Annotated in this window: 20 protein-coding genes; 1 reads left to right on the plus strand and 19 read right to left on the minus strand. The window is 37.7% G+C overall.

Annotated features, from left to right (window positions below; genetic code table 11):
* Positions 1–94 precede the first annotated feature (94 nt).
* From rnr to BLP77_RS11310, 14 genes are all read right to left on the minus strand, one after another.
* Positions 95–2,302, minus strand: a complete 2,208-nt coding sequence (gene rnr / locus BLP77_RS11245) for a ribonuclease R (protein WP_093857235.1) — start codon at positions 2,300–2,302, stop codon at positions 95–97.
* A gap of 14 nt (positions 2,303–2,316) precedes the next feature.
* A complete protein-coding gene (locus BLP77_RS11250; RefSeq protein ID WP_093857236.1) occupies positions 2,317–3,069 on the minus strand; it encodes an alpha/beta hydrolase in 753 nt (250 codons plus the stop codon).
* A 129-nt stretch (positions 3,070–3,198) separates the two neighbouring features.
* Positions 3,199–3,432 carry a preprotein translocase subunit SecG gene (gene secG / locus BLP77_RS11255; RefSeq protein ID WP_093857237.1) on the minus strand — a complete coding sequence of 78 codons (234 nt, stop codon included), beginning with the start codon at positions 3,430–3,432 and terminating at the stop codon, positions 3,199–3,201.
* A gap of 91 nt (positions 3,433–3,523) precedes the next feature.
* Complete coding sequence (locus BLP77_RS11260; protein WP_093857238.1) at positions 3,524–5,053, minus strand: glycoside hydrolase family 26 protein; 1,530 nt, start codon at positions 5,051–5,053, stop codon at positions 3,524–3,526.
* A 70-nt stretch (positions 5,054–5,123) separates the two neighbouring features.
* Positions 5,124–5,795: a hypothetical protein gene (locus BLP77_RS11265; protein ID WP_093857239.1), complete on the minus strand. Its 672-nt coding sequence runs from the start codon at positions 5,793–5,795 to the stop codon at positions 5,124–5,126.
* Positions 5,782–6,294, minus strand: coding sequence for an RNA polymerase sigma factor (locus tag BLP77_RS11270; RefSeq protein WP_093857240.1), 513 nt, complete (start codon positions 6,292–6,294; stop codon positions 5,782–5,784). The genes BLP77_RS11265 and BLP77_RS11270 overlap by 14 nt, the downstream gene beginning before the upstream one ends.
* A gap of 149 nt (positions 6,295–6,443) precedes the next feature.
* Entirely contained in the window at positions 6,444–7,694 is a 1,251-nt protein-coding gene (locus tag BLP77_RS11275; RefSeq protein WP_093857241.1) for a dicarboxylate/amino acid:cation symporter, read from the minus strand.
* A 126-nt stretch (positions 7,695–7,820) separates the two neighbouring features.
* A complete protein-coding gene (eno, locus tag BLP77_RS11280; protein ID WP_093857242.1) occupies positions 7,821–9,104 on the minus strand; it encodes a phosphopyruvate hydratase in 1,284 nt (427 codons plus the stop codon).
* 13 nt (positions 9,105–9,117) lie between these two features.
* Positions 9,118–10,656, minus strand: coding sequence for a 2,3-bisphosphoglycerate-independent phosphoglycerate mutase (gene gpmI / locus BLP77_RS11285; RefSeq protein ID WP_093857243.1), 1,539 nt, complete (start codon positions 10,654–10,656; stop codon positions 9,118–9,120).
* Entirely contained in the window at positions 10,646–11,410 is a 765-nt protein-coding gene (gene tpiA, locus BLP77_RS11290) for a triose-phosphate isomerase (RefSeq protein ID WP_093857244.1), read from the minus strand. Before tpiA ends, gpmI begins: the two co-directional genes overlap by 11 nt.
* Positions 11,410–12,606, minus strand: a complete 1,197-nt coding sequence (locus BLP77_RS11295) for a phosphoglycerate kinase (protein WP_093857245.1) — start codon at positions 12,604–12,606, stop codon at positions 11,410–11,412. The genes tpiA and BLP77_RS11295 overlap by 1 nt, the downstream gene beginning before the upstream one ends.
* A gap of 331 nt (positions 12,607–12,937) precedes the next feature.
* The gene (gene gap, locus BLP77_RS11300; protein WP_093857246.1) at positions 12,938–13,945 is read right to left on the minus strand and encodes a type I glyceraldehyde-3-phosphate dehydrogenase; all 1,008 of its coding nucleotides are present in this window, start codon (positions 13,943–13,945) and stop codon (positions 12,938–12,940) included.
* Between the two features lie 12 nt (positions 13,946–13,957).
* Positions 13,958–14,986, minus strand: coding sequence for a sugar-binding transcriptional regulator (locus BLP77_RS11305; RefSeq protein WP_093857247.1), 1,029 nt, complete (start codon positions 14,984–14,986; stop codon positions 13,958–13,960).
* Between the two features lie 128 nt (positions 14,987–15,114).
* Positions 15,115–15,366, minus strand: coding sequence for a glutaredoxin family protein (locus BLP77_RS11310; protein ID WP_093857248.1), 252 nt, complete (start codon positions 15,364–15,366; stop codon positions 15,115–15,117).
* Between the two features lie 171 nt (positions 15,367–15,537).
* Here BLP77_RS11310 and BLP77_RS11315 point away from each other — a divergent pair, with 171 nt between their 5' ends.
* The gene (locus tag BLP77_RS11315; RefSeq protein ID WP_093857249.1) at positions 15,538–15,921 is read left to right on the plus strand and encodes a hypothetical protein; all 384 of its coding nucleotides are present in this window, start codon (positions 15,538–15,540) and stop codon (positions 15,919–15,921) included.
* Between the two features lie 120 nt (positions 15,922–16,041).
* Here BLP77_RS11315 and BLP77_RS11320 read toward each other — a convergent pair whose 3' ends face one another.
* The 5 genes from BLP77_RS11320 to BLP77_RS11340 form a co-directional block, all read right to left on the minus strand.
* Entirely contained in the window at positions 16,042–16,251 is a 210-nt protein-coding gene (locus tag BLP77_RS11320; RefSeq protein ID WP_093857250.1) for a hypothetical protein, read from the minus strand.
* A gap of 323 nt (positions 16,252–16,574) precedes the next feature.
* Positions 16,575–17,516: a hypothetical protein gene (locus BLP77_RS11325; protein WP_093857251.1), complete on the minus strand. Its 942-nt coding sequence runs from the start codon at positions 17,514–17,516 to the stop codon at positions 16,575–16,577.
* On the minus strand, positions 17,513–18,154 hold the full coding sequence (locus BLP77_RS11330; RefSeq protein WP_093857252.1) for a hypothetical protein: 642 nt from the start codon (positions 18,152–18,154) through the stop codon (positions 17,513–17,515). The genes BLP77_RS11325 and BLP77_RS11330 overlap by 4 nt, the downstream gene beginning before the upstream one ends.
* Entirely contained in the window at positions 18,151–18,636 is a 486-nt protein-coding gene (locus tag BLP77_RS11335; protein WP_093857253.1) for a hypothetical protein, read from the minus strand. The genes BLP77_RS11330 and BLP77_RS11335 overlap by 4 nt, the downstream gene beginning before the upstream one ends.
* Positions 18,637–18,739: 103 nt before the next feature.
* Complete coding sequence (locus BLP77_RS11340; protein ID WP_093857254.1) at positions 18,740–19,282, minus strand: site-specific integrase; 543 nt, start codon at positions 19,280–19,282, stop codon at positions 18,740–18,742.
* Positions 19,283–19,600 lie beyond the last annotated feature (318 nt).

Here is a 19,600-nt window from a genome sequence, read left to right on the forward strand (position 1 = left end):
CGCGCTCTTATATTCACAAACTCGCTCATAAATTCTAAATATCACTCAATTCACACATGATAAACGCCACAACTCCAAAAGCTGTGGCGTTTTTTTATTTATTCGTCTTGCGTGGTTTTCGATTAAGTTTTTTCGCTTTGATTTCTTTTTTCGGTTCTTTATGTTGATTGTTTGTCATACCGACAATTTCAAAGTCAATGACACGTTCTTCAATATTGGTATCAATCACGCGTACCCGCACCTCATCTCCAATTCTAAAGATGTTTGCCGTACGTTCACCAATCATCGCTTGGTGCTTATCATCATAATGGTAATAATCGTCTGTCAGATAGCTGACATGGACCAGACCTTCAATGGTATTTGGCAACTCGACGAATAGACCGAAGTTGGTGATTGAACTAATGATACCATCAAATTCTTCACCGATTTTATTGCTCATATATTGTGTCATCTTCAGATCATCGGTTTCGCGCTCGGCATCTACAGAGCGGCGCTCCATATCCGATGTGTGGCGCGCGATATCAGGAAGTTTTTGCTTCCATGTATCCTGTGTTTGATTGCTGAGGTCACCTTCGATTAAATACGTCCGAATCAGCCGATGAACGATTAAATCCGGATAACGTCGGATTGGTGATGTAAAGTGGGTATAGAATTTAGTTGCTAACCCAAAGTGACCGACGCTTTCTGGAGCGTACCGTGCCCGTTGCATTGAACGCAGCATTAATTTCGATACAACTAAGTCCTCTTTATTCCCGCGAATTTCATCTAACACGCCTTGTAAGGCTTTTGGATGGATCGAATCTATCGTTCCTTTAACTGTATAGCCTAAGTTAGCGATAAATTCAAAGAACGTCTGTAGCTTCCCAGGGTCCGGGTCTTCGTGAATCCGGTGTATAAACGGGACGTCCATCCAGTGGAAATGCTCGGCCACTGTTTCATTAGCCGCGAGCATAAAATCCTCAATGATTCGTTCAGCTTCCCCTCGCTCTCGTAATACGACATCGAGCGGTTCGCCTTGCTCATCGACTAACACTTCTGCTTCTTTGAAATCAAAATCAATCGCACCTCGTGTCATTCGCTTTTGTCGTAAAATTCCTGCCAGTTCTTGCATGTCATTAAACATCGGAACGAGCGGTTTATAGCGCTCAAGTAATGCTTCATCCTCTTCTGCCAAAATGCTGTTAACATCGATATAGGTCATACGCTCGTTTGTTTTTATGACAGCCTGAAAAATGTCATGATTGACGATATCACCGCTTGCATCGATTTCCATCTCACACCCAAGCGTTAACCGATCTACTTGTGGATTTAAGGAACAGATTCCGTTGGATAACCGATGCGGAATCATAGGTACGACACGGTCTGTTAAATAGGTGCTTGTACTTCGTTCAAAAGCCTCTTTATCAATAGGTGATCCTTCAGTCACATAATAGGAAACGTCTGCAATATAAACCCCTAATTGATAGTTACCATTATCAAGTTTGGATACATGAACAGCGTCATCTAAATCCTTCGCATCGGCGCCGTCAATCGTGACAATCCTTTTATCGCGTAAGTCACGTCGCCCTGTAATTTCCTCGTCTGAAATGGTTTCAGGAACCTCATTAGCGTGCTGTAACGTTTCTTCATCAAAAGTTGCTTTAATCCCGTGCTTATGAATAATCGATAAAATATCAATACCTGGATCATTCTTATGACCTAAAATTTCGGTAACTTCTCCCTCAGCACTTTTCCGACCATCAGGGTATTCGGTTATTTGAACAATGACTTTATGTCCATCCACTGCCCCATTTGAGTATCCTTCTCGGATGAAGATATCATTCGGAATCCGTTTATCATCGGCAATGACAAATCCGAAACGGCCGTTATCCTGATAGGTCCCGACAATTGGCGCATTATTTCTTTCGATAATACGAACGACAACACCCTCTGGCCGGTTACCACCAACTGAGGCGGCCTCCACTCGCACCAAGACAATGTCACCATTCATCGCACTCATTAAATCCGTTTGATGAATATATATATCCGATTGGTTTTCATCCTCAGGAATTAAAAAGGCAAACCCTTTCGCATGCATTTGGATACGACCACGGATTAAATTCATCTTCTCTGGTAAACCATAACGATTTTTGCGGTTACGTACAAGTTCACCTTTCTCTTCTAGCTCATTGAGTGTTACCATTAATACTTGCAATTGTTCACTATCTGTCATGTCCAATGCTTCTTGTAAATCCGTCACGCTCATCGGACGTGTCGCATCTTCTTCAAAAAATGTGATTAACTGCTGTTTAAAATCCTCCATGCTTTCACCTCACTCTACGACTTCGACCAATCCAAGCCTTCTAAAAATTGATATACATCCTCGTGTACTTTTCCCTTATAATCACTTAACGTAATCACGTGCGGAGCTCCTTCATACCACTTGATATCTTTTTCATCCGCTTCAACATTTTCATAAATATAATCCGCACTATCAGTATTAATCATTTCGTCCTCTTCTGCCTGTAAAACCAATGTCGGCGCATAAATATGATCGACATGATCATGGATTTCTTTAATTAATTCACTCAACGTTTCAAACGTGTTGTTTGAGTTTTTCATTAAAGCATCAATTTCTTCTTGGATTTGGTCATCATCCTTTTGTTCTAATTGTTTATATTCTTTCGCAAATTGACGAAAACCTTGCGTCAATTCTTCAATGTTATCGAAAAATGCTGGAGCACAAATCGGAATCACGCCTTTAATTGGCTTATTATAAGCTAGCCTTAAGCTTAATGCGCCGCCTAAAGACAGGCCCGCCACAGCGATTTCATCATAGCCTAGCTCCTTTAAATGCTCGTATCCATCTAGTGCATCCTGCCACCAATCCTTAGCATTCGTCTTGACTAGCTCCTCTGGTGGTACACCATGACCTTTATAGACTGGTGCATGAGAGGTATAGCCTTTCTTTTCTAAAAATCGTCCTAGCATCCTGACGTCTGCAGAATTTCCTGTAAATCCATGTAATAGTAAGACGGCACGGTCTCCTGCTTCAAAGGTAAAAGGTTCTGGTTGTTTAACTTGCATCATAATCTCCTTCCCTGACACGTTCAATAATTATAATTTTCCCCTTAAACTTAATTGCTAATCATTACCAACATTAAATCACATAAAAAAACAGTAAGCTATCACTTACTGTTTCATAAGCTTATTTTTTTATTACTGAACAAGGTACCCTAATATAAAGGTAATGACCATAAACGAAATACCTAAAATAATCGTTAATCTGTGTAAAACGCCGTCAATACCGCGGGCTTTTTGCTTTCCAAAAAGATGCTCAGCACCACCTGAAATCGCCCCAGATAGGCCAGCACTTTTACCAGATTGTAATAAAACAACAACGATAAGTCCGATGGTTACAATGAATAATAACGTCACAAAAAATGTATACATAATCATAGCCTCCTAGTCATACGCACAAATCCATAACATTAATGTAGCATAGAATTGGGTATTTTGGCAAGATAATTTCCAACTCTTCTAATTAAAATGAAACCTCTACTTTTTCTGTAGCTAAGCGTTTAAATTCCCGATCAAATGCAATTAATGTCAGTGGACGATTTGGATCAACCTTCGAAAAATCAATCCGCATATTCCAAGGTTGTGCGTAGGATTCACCCAGCTTCTTATCGCCTTGATATACCGCTACATAGTAAGGCTGTTCACCCTCTGGAAGTTTAACATATAAAAACGTGTCATGTTCACCATTGACTTGTTTTACCTCTTGGACAGGTAAAAACTGAGTTTCAATCGTCGTTTTTGCCCCTTCTACTGTTAATTGATCAATAAATTGACCATTCTGAATCATACGTTGATACGTCTTATCGACTTGTTTGTTATCTGCTAAGTCATAATTGTTATTTTGGTTGTCATAGTTGGTCGTGATTTTATCTAAGTTAAAATACGTTACAGCCTTTATATTTGGGAACATACGCGGTAAAAAGCCATACATATTACCAATCTGGCTCGCAGCCCATTCTGAAAAGTCTTCATCTAGCTCATAACTATAATGTGAAACGGCACCTTCTGAAACCATCATCGGCTTGTGACTATATTTTTCATAAATCGGTCTCAAATAGTCAATCGGGTTACCCCCTGGCTTACGCTCACCATGTGAAAACGGAATCGTATAAAGCGAAGTACCAACCCAATCAACGTATTCATCCCCTGGGTAATATTGATCGATGTTGTGGCGTGGCAAGAAGTTTGGCGACCAAACCATCGCTACATTTGGTGCCTCCTTCTCCATAATGTCATGGACGAGACGGAATTTTTCTTTATACTTTTCTGGATCGCCACTCCAAGGCACCCACTCGCCGTTCATTTCGCTAGCATAGCGTAAAAATACGGGTACACCGGACTCTTTAGCCTCTCTTGCGAATTGGCGAATATATTCGCCGTCGACGACTTGGTCAAGACCTTCGGATGGTTCAAAACCGATTTGAATACCGGCCTGATATTTTTTAGCATTTTCCGCAAACTTAAGGGGGAAATAAGAGTCTGTTTCCTCGTAGTGTTGCCCCCATTTGGTATACGTTAAATAGATTGCGTGATTTCGACCATAAATATCATCCATTAAGTCTGGGCGGTTTGTTTCCCTGGAGCCCGCCATAAAGAAACCGAGGTATGTCCCACTTTCAGGCTCAAATTTTCCTAAATTTTTGTCCTGCTTAACTGGTTGCTCTACATAAAGCGTCACATCCGTATCAATAAAATCAGCATAAATATTACTTTGCACGGTCCAGCTTGGCATGTTAGCTTGTTCAAAATATTCCGCTGCCTTGATGTAGTATTCTTTAGACTTGTTGTATTGTTCTTGATCTTTATAATGTTCAGCAGTATTCATGGCTTTTCGAGCAGCGTCCGCCCAATTTGATGATTGAGCATTAGCAGCTTGACCTTCATGATTATTAGAAGTATCTGAATCATTCATCATCCCACAGCTCGTCAGTAGAGTTAAAAGTGGAATGATAGCGAATAGGATCCATGTGTTTTGATTGTTTTTCAATTTCATTACCACAACTTTCCTTTCTCTTATGTCTTCAATTACCTTATCACATGATTTATTTTTTTGCTATTTATGATTAGTTTAACTCTTTACTTAAAAATTCAATACCATTAACGACATCTTCATATCGTAAATAATCTTCCCCTTTTGCTTCTTCAAGGAATTTAATAAATAAATGGATGGGTTGATTGAAATCAGAATTGTCACTTATTAATGAATTTAGAATATCTAGTTTACTATTTAAATCCTGCTTGACCTTCTCCCACTCTTCAGATGTTAATTCACGTTGAAGATCAAATTTGACCGAATCATTGGACATTTGTTTAAAAAGTGAACGTATTTCTTCACCATTATCAGGTTGATTATTGACGTAACGCTTTACTGCGTTTAAATCATACGTCATATGAATTGGGTATTGCCCTTCTTCATATTCATTTCCTTGTAATCCAACTAAGTGTTCTTCATCTAGATTATGTTGCTCATTTGGATCAGTAGCCGTCTTTTCACCATCGTTAATAGTCAAAAATACAAATGTAAATAATAATAAAGCGATTGCACTCGTTATTCCAGCTAAAACTCTTTTCCCTATAATTCCTCTCCTTCTCTTATTTCTATAGTCCATTGAAAAATTTATTATATTTTCGTGTATGCGGTCCCGTGTCTTCATATCAAATTCGTTTTCATAGTCTGGTTCTGGAAGTGACTGAATGTCATCTATCAATTCCCTAAACTGTTCATTCTCGTTCATCTGATATCCCATCCCTTTCCTTTTTAAGTGCTTTTAGTGCTCTATGATATGTGATACGCACCTTATTTTCATTCCAGTTTAAGGTCACTGCTGTTTCGGATACAGACATTTCCTTAATCGCTCGCAAAATAATCACATCTCTGTAATTTGCCTTCAACGACTGTATGACTTGGTATAGTTCTTTATGATTTTCGTTAAGTTGCAGAACTTTTTCTGGTGTTCGATCTTCTGTCGGCTCATAATCCCCTATACCAATAGCATTTTTAATTCTAGATCGTTTCCTTCTTCTCAATTCATCTATACCAACATGACGGGCAATTGAAAATAGCCATGTTTTAGGGCTTGAATTTTCCTGATATGTATCAAAGCCTTTAATGGCTCGTATAAAAACCTCTTGTACCAAATCTTCAATATCGCCTGAACCGACATAATAAAGTAAGAAATGGTAGATGTCTTTGCTGTATAGATAAAACCACTCTGAAATTTTACTGATCGCCATCCATTTCTCCCCGTAAAATATTTAAAAGTCATTAATTAGTCGAACCCGCTATTTAAAATATTTCACTTTGATCGAAAAATTTATAAACAAAAAAAGTACACTACTCATCAAAGTAGTGTACTCAATCTTTTTTATTTTTAATTTAACTCTTAAGCTTCATCACTAATGGATGGTTTTTTCTCTTCAACGTCACCCTCTGATTCGGAGATCAGCAAGGCACAAGTTGCATCACCTGTAATGTTAACAGCTGTACGAGTCATATCAAGTAGACGGTCGACCCCGAGAATTAAACCAATAGCTTCCACTGGTAACCCAACCTGGTCTAATACCATCGCTAGCATGATGAGTCCCACACCTGGAACACCTGCTGTACCAACCGATGCTAGAATCGCTATTAAGACAACGGTGATAATTTGTGTGAAGGTCAAATCGACCCCAGATACTTGAGCGATGAAAACAGTCGCAACACCTTGCATGATGGCAGTACCATCCATGTTAATAGTTGCTCCGAGTGGTTGTACGAAACTACTAACCGGTTTACGAACACCTAGGTTTTCTTGTGCTGTTTTCATCGAAACTGGTAGTGTCCCACTACTACTTGCGGTACCAAAGGCAACACTCATAGCTGGTGAGAAGTTTTTAAAGAACCAAAGCGGGCTCTTTTTGATCATAAATTTAATAACAGAACCATATGTGATGATGGCATGTATGATTAGCCCAGCTAATACAACTAAAAAGTACGCAAGCATCTGCATAATAGCATCAATACCAGCTCCACCAACAGCTGATGCAATTAGACCAAACGCACCAAATGGAGCCGTGTACATAATAATCTGAATGAGATACATCACCAGTTCGTTTGCTTGTTCAAATAGCCGTAAAACACGATCTGTCTTTTTACTTAAAATAGCTAGTCCGAAGCCGAGAAATACTGCAAAGAAGATGATTTGTAGCATTTCTCCACTTGTCATGGCTTGTATTGGGTTTGTTGGAATAATATTGATTAACGTATCAACGACCGACGGAGCTTCTTCCGCTTCAAAGGTTGCTTCTTCAGAATTTAATAGATCTGGATCATATTCACCTGGCTGGAACAAAAAAGCTAGTGACATCGCGATTGTAATCGCTATCGCAGTTGTCGATAAGAAAAATAGAATCGTTTTACCACCGATACGTCCTAACTTCTTTGGATCGCCAAGGTTCGCCACACCTAATACGATAGAGATGAAGACGATTGGAATAACCATCATTTGAATAAGACGTAAGAATATATCACCTAATGGCGCAAAAAAGTATTGATCTATTGGTGTAAATATTTCAGGTGCAAATAAATTTAAACCTAACCCGATGACAATACCGAGAAAGAGTGCTATTAAGATTGATTTTGTTAAGTTTTTCATATTTCAACCTCCCTTTTATTTACTGATACTACAATAATATGTTAACTCCTTCTTTTTTATCACACCTTGTACGAATAGATAAGTAAAAGGTAATAAACCCCGCCAATAAATGACGGGGCACAACATTTATTTTAAATTATAAAAAGCTGTTCGTCCAGCATAGGTTGCTGCTGTAGCTAAAAAGTCTTCTATTCTTAATAATTGATTATATTTGGCAACACGGTCTGTACGGGAAGGGGCACCCGTTTTAATTTGACCGGCATTGGTCGCAACAGCGATATCTGCAATCGTTGCATCTTCTGTTTCACCTGAACGGTGCGAAATAACAGCAGTATAGCCAGCGCGTTTAGCCATCTCTACCGCTTCAAATGTTTCGGTCAGGGTCCCAATTTGGTTCACTTTAACTAATATAGAATTTCCGATTCCCTTCTCAATACCTTGAGATAATTTTTTCGTGTTTGTGACAAATAAGTCATCTCCAACTAATTGGACCCGGTCTCCAATTCGATCGGTCAATAATTTAAAGCCGTCCCAATCATTTTCATCTAGGCCGTCTTCAATCGAGACAATCGGGAATTTATTTACGAGTGATTCATACCACTCAACCATTTCTTCTGCCGTACGCGTAACACCTTCACCTTTTAAGTTATACTTTCCGTCTTGATAAATTTCTGAAGCCGCTACATCCATCGCTAATTTAACCTCTGAATCTGGTTTATATCCCGCTTTTTCAATCGCCTCGACGATTGTTTCAAGGGCTTCTTCATTCGATTTCAGGTTTGGTGCAAATCCTCCCTCATCACCTACAGCAGTATTATAGCCTTTGTCCTTTAGGACTTTCTTTAAGCCATGGAAAATTTCCGCTCCTTGACGAAGGGCTTCCTTAAAGGTAGGTGCAGCTACTGGCATAATCATAAATTCTTGGATATCCACGTTATTATCAGCATGTTCTCCACCGTTTAGGATGTTCATCATAGGTGTTGGTAGTGTCGTCGCATTAAAACCACCTAAGTATTGATATAACGGCAAATCTAAATAGTTCGCAGCGGCATGAGCGGCAGCCATCGATACACCTAAAATCGCGTTAGCACCTAAATGGCCTTTGTTTTCAGTGCCGTCAACCGCGATGAGTTGTTGGTCAATTAATACTTGATCCGTCACACTATAACCCACGAGTTCAGGTGCGATCATGTCGTTCACATTTTTAACGGCATCTTGAACCCCTTTCCCTAAATAGCGCCCTTGGTCGCCGTCACGAAGCTCAACCGCTTCATATTCACCGGTTGAGGCCCCACTTGGGACGAGGGCTGAACCAAATGCACCAGATTCCGTCGTCACTTCAACCTCAACTGTTGGATTACCTCTTGAATCTAAAACTTCTCTTGCGTAAACATCAATAATAAAAGGCATCGTCGTCTCTCCTTTATTTTTTTATTAATGATTGACCTGTCATTTCTTCGGGTTTCTCAATGGATAATAATTCTAATATGGTTGGCGCTAAATCACCTAAAATACCACCATCGCGCAACTCTACACCCTCTTTAGTCACGATGACTGGAACTGGATTAGTTGTGTGAGCTGTCATCGGGCTACCGTCATCATTTAAAACTTGATCGGCGTTTCCGTGATCAGCGGTAATCAAGGTATGCCCACCCATCTCGATGATTTGATCAACCACTTTGCCTAAACATTCATCAACAGCTTCGACCGCTTTTATGGTCGGTTCTATTTTTCCAGAGTGACCGACCATATCAGGGTTGGCAAAGTTTAGAATTATAAGATTAGGTGGATCATGGTCTAACGTATCAAGGAGTGCGTCAGTAACCTCATAGGCACTCATTTCCGGTTTTAAATCATAAGTCGCCACTTTCGGCGAATCAATTAAAATTCGTTTCTCTCCATCAAACGCTTTATCTAATCCACCGCTCATAAAATACGTTACATGTGGGTATTTTTCTGTCTCGGCGATGCGTAATTGCTTCAAGTCTTGCTTAGCAACGACCTCGCCAATCGTGTTTTGTGGCATGTTTGGTGGAAACGCAACACCTACATCGAGCTCGTCACTGTATTGCGTTTTGGTTACCATATGAATGTTTTCTAACGGCTCATAGGCCTGTTCAAAAACGTCTAACCGGTTATTCCATAATACATCGGTTAACTGCAGGGCACGGTCTGGACGAAAATTCGCAAAAATGATCGCATCGCCATTTTTAACTGTACAGACTGGTTCGTTCTGTTCATCAACCATGACGAATGGTTCAACAAATTCATCCACGACATCTTGTTCATATGATTTTTCAACCGCTTCAATCGCGTTAGTTGCTGTTGGTCCATCACCTAAACGAATAGCACGAAACGCTTTTTCGACGCGTTCCCAGCGCTGATCGCGGTCCATCGCATAATAGCGACCAGAAACAGTGGCAAGCTTTCCGACATTAAGCTCATCCATTTTTTCTTCGAGCTCTTTAATATAGCGGGTTGCCGTTTTCGGCCCTACATCGCGACCGTCTAAAAAAGCATGGACGTAGACGTCATCAACTTGCTGCTCTTTGGCCATTTCTAATAAGGCAAAAATGTGCTCAATATGGCTATGTACACCACCATCAGATAATAAACCAAAGATATGCAAAGCGCCGTCGTAGGAATTGACGTGTTCTCCCATTTTAATGAATGCTTCGTTTTGATGAAATTCACGTTCTTTAATCGCCAAATTGATTCGAGATAAATTTTGATAAACGACACGACCCGCCCCAATGTTTAAATGACCGACCTCCGAATTCCCCATCTGACCTTCAGGGAGACCAACTGCTTCGCCAAAGGCTGTCAACGTGGAATGAGGGTACTGGTTCCAATAGCGATCAAAATTCGGTGTATTGGCTTGTTTCACCGCATTCCCGTATTCCTCGTCTCGGAAAGCGAATCCATCCAATATAATCAATGCTGCTAAAGGGTTAGCGGACATGTTGACCAGCCTCCACGAGTTTTAAAAATGCATCCTCTTTTAAGCTAGCACCACCAACTAATGCGCCGTCAATGTCTGACATGCCAAGAAGCTCTTCAATATTCTCAGGTTTGACACTTCCACCGTACTGAATGCGAACCGCTTCAGAGACATCTTCACTATAGGCTTCTTTGACGACTTCCCGGATATGCTTGCACACTTCATTGGCTTCTTCACTTGTTGCCGTTTTGCCTGTTCCGATTGCCCAAATCGGTTCGTAAGCGATGACGACTTGTTTCGCTTGCTCATCACTTAATCCATCCAGTGCTTTTTTTACCTGACCCGACACAAAATCCACCGTTTCATTGTTCTCACGTTGTTCTAACGATTCGCCAACACAAACAATCGGTAACAAATTGTGCTCGAATGCCGCTTTCGTCTTCTTATTAACCGTTTCGTCAGTTTCGTTAAAATATTGACGGCGTTCAGAGTGCCCAATAATAACGTAATCCACGAGTAAATCCTCTAACATTGTCGGACTCACTTCTCCTGTGAACGCACCACTCTCTTCATAGTGCATATTTTGTGCGCCAATTTTAACATGATAGGCTCGAGCCGCTTCTGAGATAAACGGAATGTGAACAAACGGCGCACACACTACCGTATCGACCTCTTCGTTCGGTGGGACCTTCTCTCGTATATCCACAACAAAACGCGCTCCTTCCGCGACGAGCTTATTCATTTTCCAATTTCCTGCAATAATCGGTTTCCGCATTATTTCACCTCATCCTCTTGATCATTTAATGCCGCAACACCTGGGAGGACTTTTCCTTCCATAAACTCTAGGGAAGCGCCCCCACCAGTTGAGATATGATCCATTTGCTCCGCATAGCCAAACTTCTCAACTGCTGACGCTGAATCACCGCCACCAATGATAGTATAGCCATCTGTTTCGGCTAACGCTTCGGCCACACCTTTTGTTCCATGCGCAAAAGCATCATATTCGAACACACCCATTGGTCCATTCCACATGATTAATTTAGAATCTTTAACAACCTGACTAAACTGTTCAACCGTCTTCGGTCCGATGTCTAAACCTTCCCAGCCTTCAGGGATTTCTTCTACCGGAACGACTTTTGTGTTCGCATCAGGTGAAAACTCATCCGCCACGACCACATCAGATGCCAAATGAATCGCTACACCTTGATGTTCAGCCTTGTCCATAAAATCTTTTGCTAAATCTATTTTATCCTCTTCTAATAATGAGTTCCCGATTTCATAGCCTTGCGCTTTAATAAACGTGTACGATAAACCACCACCAATCAATAGATGGTCGACCTTATCTAATAGATGATCAATGACACCAATTTTATCTTTGACCTTTGCCCCACCGATAATCGCGGTAAACGGACGTTCAGGACTTTCTAACGCTTGTCCTAATACCTCGATTTCTTTTTCTAGTAAAAAGCCAGACATTGCCGGCAAATGATGAGCCACCCCCTCTGTTGAGGCATGCGCACGGTGAGCCGCACCAAACGCGTCATTCACATACACATCAGCTAAGGATGCAAACTGCTTAGCAAGCTCCTCATCATTTTTCTTCTCACCTGGATGAAAACGAACATTTTCCAATAACAATACATCACCGTTATCCATGCTGTTAATGTTCTGAGTGACTTCCTCGCTGTAAACATCATCCGATTTTAATACTGGTTTTTCTAATAAATTACTTAAGTGCTGTGCAACAGGATCTAAACGCAGCTCATCCACCACTTCACCGCCAGGGCGACCTAAGTGACTCGCTAGAACGACTCGAGCTCCCTGTTCTGTTAAATACATAATCGTAGGTAAAGCCGCGCGAATTCTCGTATCATCTGAGATTTCACCGTTCGAAATTGGAACGTTAAAATCAACGCGACAAAAGACTCGCTTGCCCTTTAGATCAACATCTTTAACCGTCATTTTACGCATCTAAATCTGACCTCCAAAACCTTGTTATGTAACTAATATAGCAAAATTTTCATCTTTCTCCTAATACATGCTAAATCTTAATGAACTTTTAATCTTCTTTAAGAATAATTCATTAAGCAATGAAAACTTTTTGGTTCTGTTTGAGAACTTTTTTCCTGTTATTGAGATCTTCCACTTCATTATTGAGAACTTTTTCCTCAGTTTCGAGTACTCTTCCCCAAGTATTGAGAAAAATCCCTTCACTTTCTAGAACTTTCACTAGAAAATAGGGAGGAACAACTCAATGTTCCTCCCTATATTTTACCATTTCAACCCTATTTATGAGAAAAACTTATAAACCTTGTTTCGCCATATAAGCTGCTAGGTCCACACAACGCGTAGAATAACCTGATTCGTTGTCATACCATGAGATGACCTTCACCATGTTGTCCTCAATAATTAGCGTTGACGGTCCATCAATAATGGACGATAGTGGACTACCATTGTAGTCGCTTGATACTAATGGTAGGTCACTATAACCAAGTATACCTTTTAATTCATGTTCAGATGCATCCTTAAATGCCTGGTTTAATTCCTCAACCGTCACGTTTTGATCTAGCTCAGCCACTAAGTCAACGATCGAGACGTTCGGTGTTGGAACTCGCATCGCCATACCCGTTAATTTACCTTTCACTTCTGGTAAAACTTTAGCTACAGCCTCAGCTGCACCTGTTGTCGTTGGGATAATGTTTTCAGATGCTGCGCGAGCACGACGATAATCTTTATGTGGTAAATCTAAAATTTGCTGGTCGTTTGTAAATGAATGCACGGTCGTCATGATCCCACGCTTAAGACCGAATTTGTCACTCAATACTTTTGCAACAGGCGCTAAGCTGTTCGTTGTACACGACGCATTAGAGACGATATCGTGACTATCTTTATCATATTTATCCTCGTTAACACCCATCACTACTGTTAAGTCGTCATCAGACCCTGGTGCAGAAATGATAACCTTTTTCGCACCTGCATCTAAATGTTTTTTCGCATCCTCTCGTTTTCTAAAAAGACCTGTTGATTCGATGACGATTTCAACACCTAAGTCATTCCATGGTAAGTTAGCTGGGTCACGTTCTGATAACACTTTGACCTCTTTATCGTTAATATTAAACGCATCTTCGGTTACATCAATATCCGCTTCTAACTCGCCATGAATCGTGTCATATTTTAATAAATGAGCTAACATATTAGGATCAGCTAAATCGTTTACCGCAACAACCTCAACATCATCATTCGTCATGGCCGCACGGAAAACTCGTCTCCCAATTCTTCCAAAACCATTAATACCTACTTTTACTGCCATTTAAAATACCTCCTATGATTGATTAATTTGATTTAATAAATGACGCGCCATAGCCTCATCAATAATTAACACATCACTTGGCCCCCACTTGAAAAAGGCGGAAATAACCTGACATTTCGAAGTACCACCTGCAACCGTAATGATCGTTTTATCTTCAGTTAGATGTTCCTTCGTCATCCCAATCGAGTTCAACTGGTGTATAGTTTTCCCGTCTTGGTCAAAGTAATAACCAAAAGCTTCACCAACTGCCGAATTTTTCTTTAAATGTTCAATTTGCTCCTGGCTCGCTTTACGTCTTTTCGCCATTTTCATTGCATCACCAATTCCATGAATCACAAAATCGGCTTTTTCAATTAATGAAAGGACATCTTTAACAGCTGGTTCTTCCATCATTTTGGAGTAAATCTCTTCACCAACCGTGTCCGGAACATAAAGCAAGCGATAACTACCATTCACCTGCTTAGCCATCTGCACGCAAATGGAGCTGGCCTGGTATTCATACATATCTCCAAGTCCGCCGCGTGCCGGGACAAACAATGGATGAAAGTTTTGCACGGGACGCATGTGATCCGCAACAGCCGCCATTGTTGAACCACCGGTGACCGTCACAATCGAATCGTTTTTAATTTGATTCGCTAACATTTGTGCTGCAGCTTTACCAAGCAATTGCTTGACTTCCTTCGATTGATCGGCATCCCCCGGAACAACTTTAACGTCTTGAATCGGAAGAGATTGACGTAATTGCGTTTCTAACCCATCTAAATCTGAAATCTCACGCAAAATGGCCGGATAAGATACAACCGTATGTTGGCCCTCTTCACTCACCCACATGCCTTTATTCGTGACTTTTATTAACTTTTGTTCATCTAGAAATTCAATCTCACTCCGCATTTGACGCTCGGTCCAGTTCAACTGCTCAGCCAACGCCCGTCGACCAATTGGTTCATTTAAGTAGATTGTTTTTAAAATTTGATAACGATCTTCAATCACTTCTAATAAGTCAGGGACAAGCTTTTTTTGAAACTGGAATAATTTATCCAAACGAACGACCACCACCTTTCAGTTAAGTTGGTCAATTATTGTCCTTTAGGTAGTCAAAAAACGTCCCGCATAAATCAAAAAAATATTCTATAATTAGAATAGCAAACCGTTCATTGGTTCGCAAACTTTTAATCTGATAAATTTTCCTTTAAAAATGTATCTAACGTTTCAGGATTAAGCTCTTCAGCGTTGATTTCCTGATCATGATATTTAATCACTGGAATCGTTAAAAAATATTTTTCTAACAGCTCATCATCTTCTTCAATATTGTGTTCCTCTATGTCAAAACTATACATCAGTTGATATGTTTCTAATAAAGCTTTCGCATCATCACATAGCTTGCAGTTAGGCTTAGTGTAAAATGTCATTTTGGGCTTCATGTTCTGTTCACCTATTCATTAAAGTTTACTTTCCTATTTTGAATATAGCATTCTAGATCAATGTTTGACCAATTAAGTGCATGATTAAAACGGATACGCTATAGACAAATTTCGACAATAACGCTGTGTTAAAATAAATATAAGAAAATGACCATTGTGAGGTGAATGTTAATGAATGTTATAAAATCATTGCCGCGGTTGCTTTTAGGTTTCATATTTTTAGTAGCTGGGATAAATGGATACGTTGTTATTTTGGGTTTAGATCCATTCATCGCGACAAGCCCAGAAGCGATGGCACTTTTCGACTTTCAATATCTATTAATTGCCGAAAAAACGTTAGAGATTGTTTGTGGCGCCCTACTATTATTTAACCGATTTGTTCCATTAGTACTTGCTGTATTATCCCCTATAGTCGCCAACATTTTCCTACTCCATCTATTTGTTGATCATTCCTTACTTTTGTTAGCGATTTTAATCGCTATATTGCATAGTTACCTATTAATGATAAATAGAGAATATTATATACCATTATTTGTGCGTAAGACGAGGGGCTGATGTTAGGAACTTTCTAAATGAAAAACCACTCAATATGAGTGGTTTTTCATTTAGAACGCCGTTTAAAGCTTAATATTCAAGTCGATTAAATGGTGTTCAGAGCTAAAATTTATTATATGATTATCGACTAATTTGTCTCAAAATATCTTTAGCTAACCAGTTGATTCCTTTATGTGCAAGAGTTGGATTATCTAAGTCAATATCTTCTAAGACAATTTCAGCTATTCGTTCAGCTTCTTCTGTACTTAAATTATCTTTTGAGAACTTCACAAGAGCAATCGACAATTCCCTAGCTATAGCGTTGGTTTGCTCCTTTGTCAATATATTCATGAATATCCAACTCCTTTCCATTAATAATATATGCTTATGTTTCAAACTCAGATATAACGTGGTTAATTAACGCCCTCGGAGGGAACTAATATAAAGCCTAAATCGTTGATGTATCAGCATTTAAATAACTCTATGTGTTGAAAATGTGTTGAACGTTTACCACAATATTAATCTTTTCAAATATTGGACTTAAAACTATTGGACATTCTATATACTCTCGGAGAACATAAAGTACAGCTCGTGAACCTTAATAAAACAACATATTTCATTTTAAATGTAAAATGTTGCAAAAAAAAACTACCTTTATTATAAGGTAGTTTTATTTACTTTATTCTATTAATTTTTTCTTTAATTTTCTTTTGAATATCATTTCCTATTTCATTAAAGAAATCTATTTTTTTATCTTTCGACCAATAACCATTTTCAATATCATTTTCATAGCTCGTTAATAACTTAGGCAAAACTTCTAAATATAATAGTAAAATTACTTTAGATTCCTTTTCAATGTCAATTAATTGCATATAATCTCCAACATATTTTTCAAAATTAACTTTTACATTTCCTTTCAACTGTAAACCAGCCTCTATAGTATGCGATTTATCTTCAGTTTTGTACTGTATTCTTGGATTTATATGAGTTACTTTTTCTATTTCAAATAAAAACGCCAAAGTACTAAGAACATTCATTATTCTATTTCCCCAGCCTCTTACTTCAGCTAATTTATCTTCTGTTGAACCTTTGAATCCGACTATTCTATCAACAACTATTTCTGAATCTTCAGTAAAAGAATCAGTATCATTTACTCCTTCTAGAACTTTACTTATTATCCATACAAAGAAATCCTCTGATACTTTAATTGGTTTTTCCTCTATTTCTTTAACTCCAGTATAATTATTTATTTTTCTTAGAAAGGTTAATGTTGTAGAGTGTGCTGACTTATCAATAATAAATTGAGTGCTAGAACCATCAGTAAATATTATAATATAACCAGTGTCATTTAGTATCCTTAAAGATCTCATATGATTGTATTTGTCATAATTTCTAGGCTTTTCATAATCATATTCAATTACATTAAATCTGAATTCATTATTATTTAAATTTATTATTTGATCATCTTCAAACACTTTATTTAAGCTAAAATTCAATATTTCATTAGTTAGAGGGTCTATATAAGGTTCTATAAAACTCTCGTAATTCAGAATGTTTTCAATAATTGAATCCATATTATTAACTTCATTCTCTTGCCATCTTGAGTACCTTGTCAACTCTCACCCTCCTTATTAACAATCTCCATGCCTGTCGTCTTATATTTATAAAGGAGTTTTCTATATATAGAAACAGTAGGCTCATGCTCCAATTTTAAGAAAACTTTGTTATATCTACTTGAATTCGAAATAACCATTATCGGTATACTTCCTTCTGTATTATTAAAGTTTTGTCTAGATAATAGTTTTTCTAAATCTATTAATATCTGGTTTTTCCCTTCATCAAAATTCAAGAAAGGTTCTTGATCAACTTGCGGAGTAATCCAACTTGGAAAACTCAATCTTATAAAACAATTATTAAATTTTTTAGATTTACCAATCAATTTAAACTCACAAAAAATCTTTGCATATCCTAAAGGATCTAAGGTTAGTTTGTTAACACCCTCAACTTTATTTTTAACAGAAACATTAATTTCTGCTTTATAAAAAGAATAAATTATATACAGTAAAGTAAAAGCTGTACTGACTATTAAATTAAAAACTGCAATATCCAACGTCCAAACTAATCTACTATTATCCTCGATAAAAAAAGTAAATAAAGAAAAATTGATAACTAAAAAACCTGATGTTAAAACTGTAACCATTTCTGTGACTTTATTTATTATTTCCTTTTTTAGCTTTTCTAGTTTTTGATTCATAAGATTTTCTTTTCAATACTTTCTTTTATTAATGAATTAAAAATATCACTAAAGTCACATTCAGAATGGTTACAATAAAATATGCCTTCAACGGTAATTGTATATAGTTTTTCGCCAAAATATATATCTACAGATGATATATCAATCGAGTCATTAGTGTTTGACCAATTCAATAATTCTTTTAATTTAATAAATTCCAATTTATTAGTCTTTATATTTTTTATCACATTAGAAATACTACTTGTTATTTCGTTGTCAGTATTTTCAGACATTTTAATGCCCATTATTATATTATCTTGCTCTACAGCTCTATACATTATTTCAAGCATTATTTCAGAGTTAATGATTATTTGTCTTTCACCAAGTTTCAAGGAATTTTCAATAAGTTCATGGTACAATTCAATATCTGGTTTGTAATGTTTATAAAATACTTCTAATTTATTATTCACATACTTTTTAAACACTTTACCATAAATATCCAAAAATATACCTCCTTTACTTCTTAGTGAAATAATATTCCTTCTTTTTAGTAGTATACAAATTCATAAAGAATTTTACAACTTTTATTACATTTTTTGGTAATTATTATAAACTAAATTCCTCTACCGCCTGATCAATTATATCTTGATTAATTCCAATATACCTTAATGTAATGGAAGGCGCTGAATGATTAAATATATCCTGTAGTAATGCTACATCTTTTGTCCTTTGATAGAAATGATATCCAAATGTCTTTCTTAAAGTATGCGTACCTATTTCATCAATACCAGCTTCTCTTGCAGCTACTTTTAATATTTTATAGGCTTGTACCCTTTTTATCGGCTTATTACCTCTCCTAGACTTAAATAAATAGCTCTCATCACTCATATTTTCAACGTAACGATCAATATGCTCTCTAAGGTCATTATTGATTCTAAAACGCTTTATTTTGCCTGTTTTTTGCTCATGTATGCTTATATGTGTTTTATTCTTCACATCATCCACTTTCAGCTGTAATAAATCACTAATCCTTAAACCAGTATTAATTCCCATAGTAAATATAAACCAATCTCTGTAGGAGCGTTTCATAAGAATTGACTTCATTTTATTAATTAGTTCTTGATCTCTAATTGGTTGAACCTCGTTCATTTAAACCACCCCACTATTAAATCTCCATTTTTGCCCTTTAATTTACAAATATATTCCGATCCAACAAAATACCTTGATTGAGAACATCCATAAAAGTGACGATCAGGATATATTTGCTGAAAACAGTTCAAAAAATAACCCCATCCATGATTATTAACTATATTTTTAGCGTGTTTGTATTCCATTTTTAGATCCATGTTTTCACCTCAATATGTTTCCTAATATTTTATATAGATATTCCGTTATGTTTCCTAATAACTGAAAAAGAAACAGCATTTTCTAAAGAATGCTGTTATTTCAATACTTATAGCTTATTTC

Origin of the sequence: Tenuibacillus multivorans (assembly GCF_900103915.1) — a bacterium.
Lineage (GTDB): Bacteria > Bacillota > Bacilli > Bacillales > Alkalibacillaceae > Tenuibacillus > Tenuibacillus multivorans.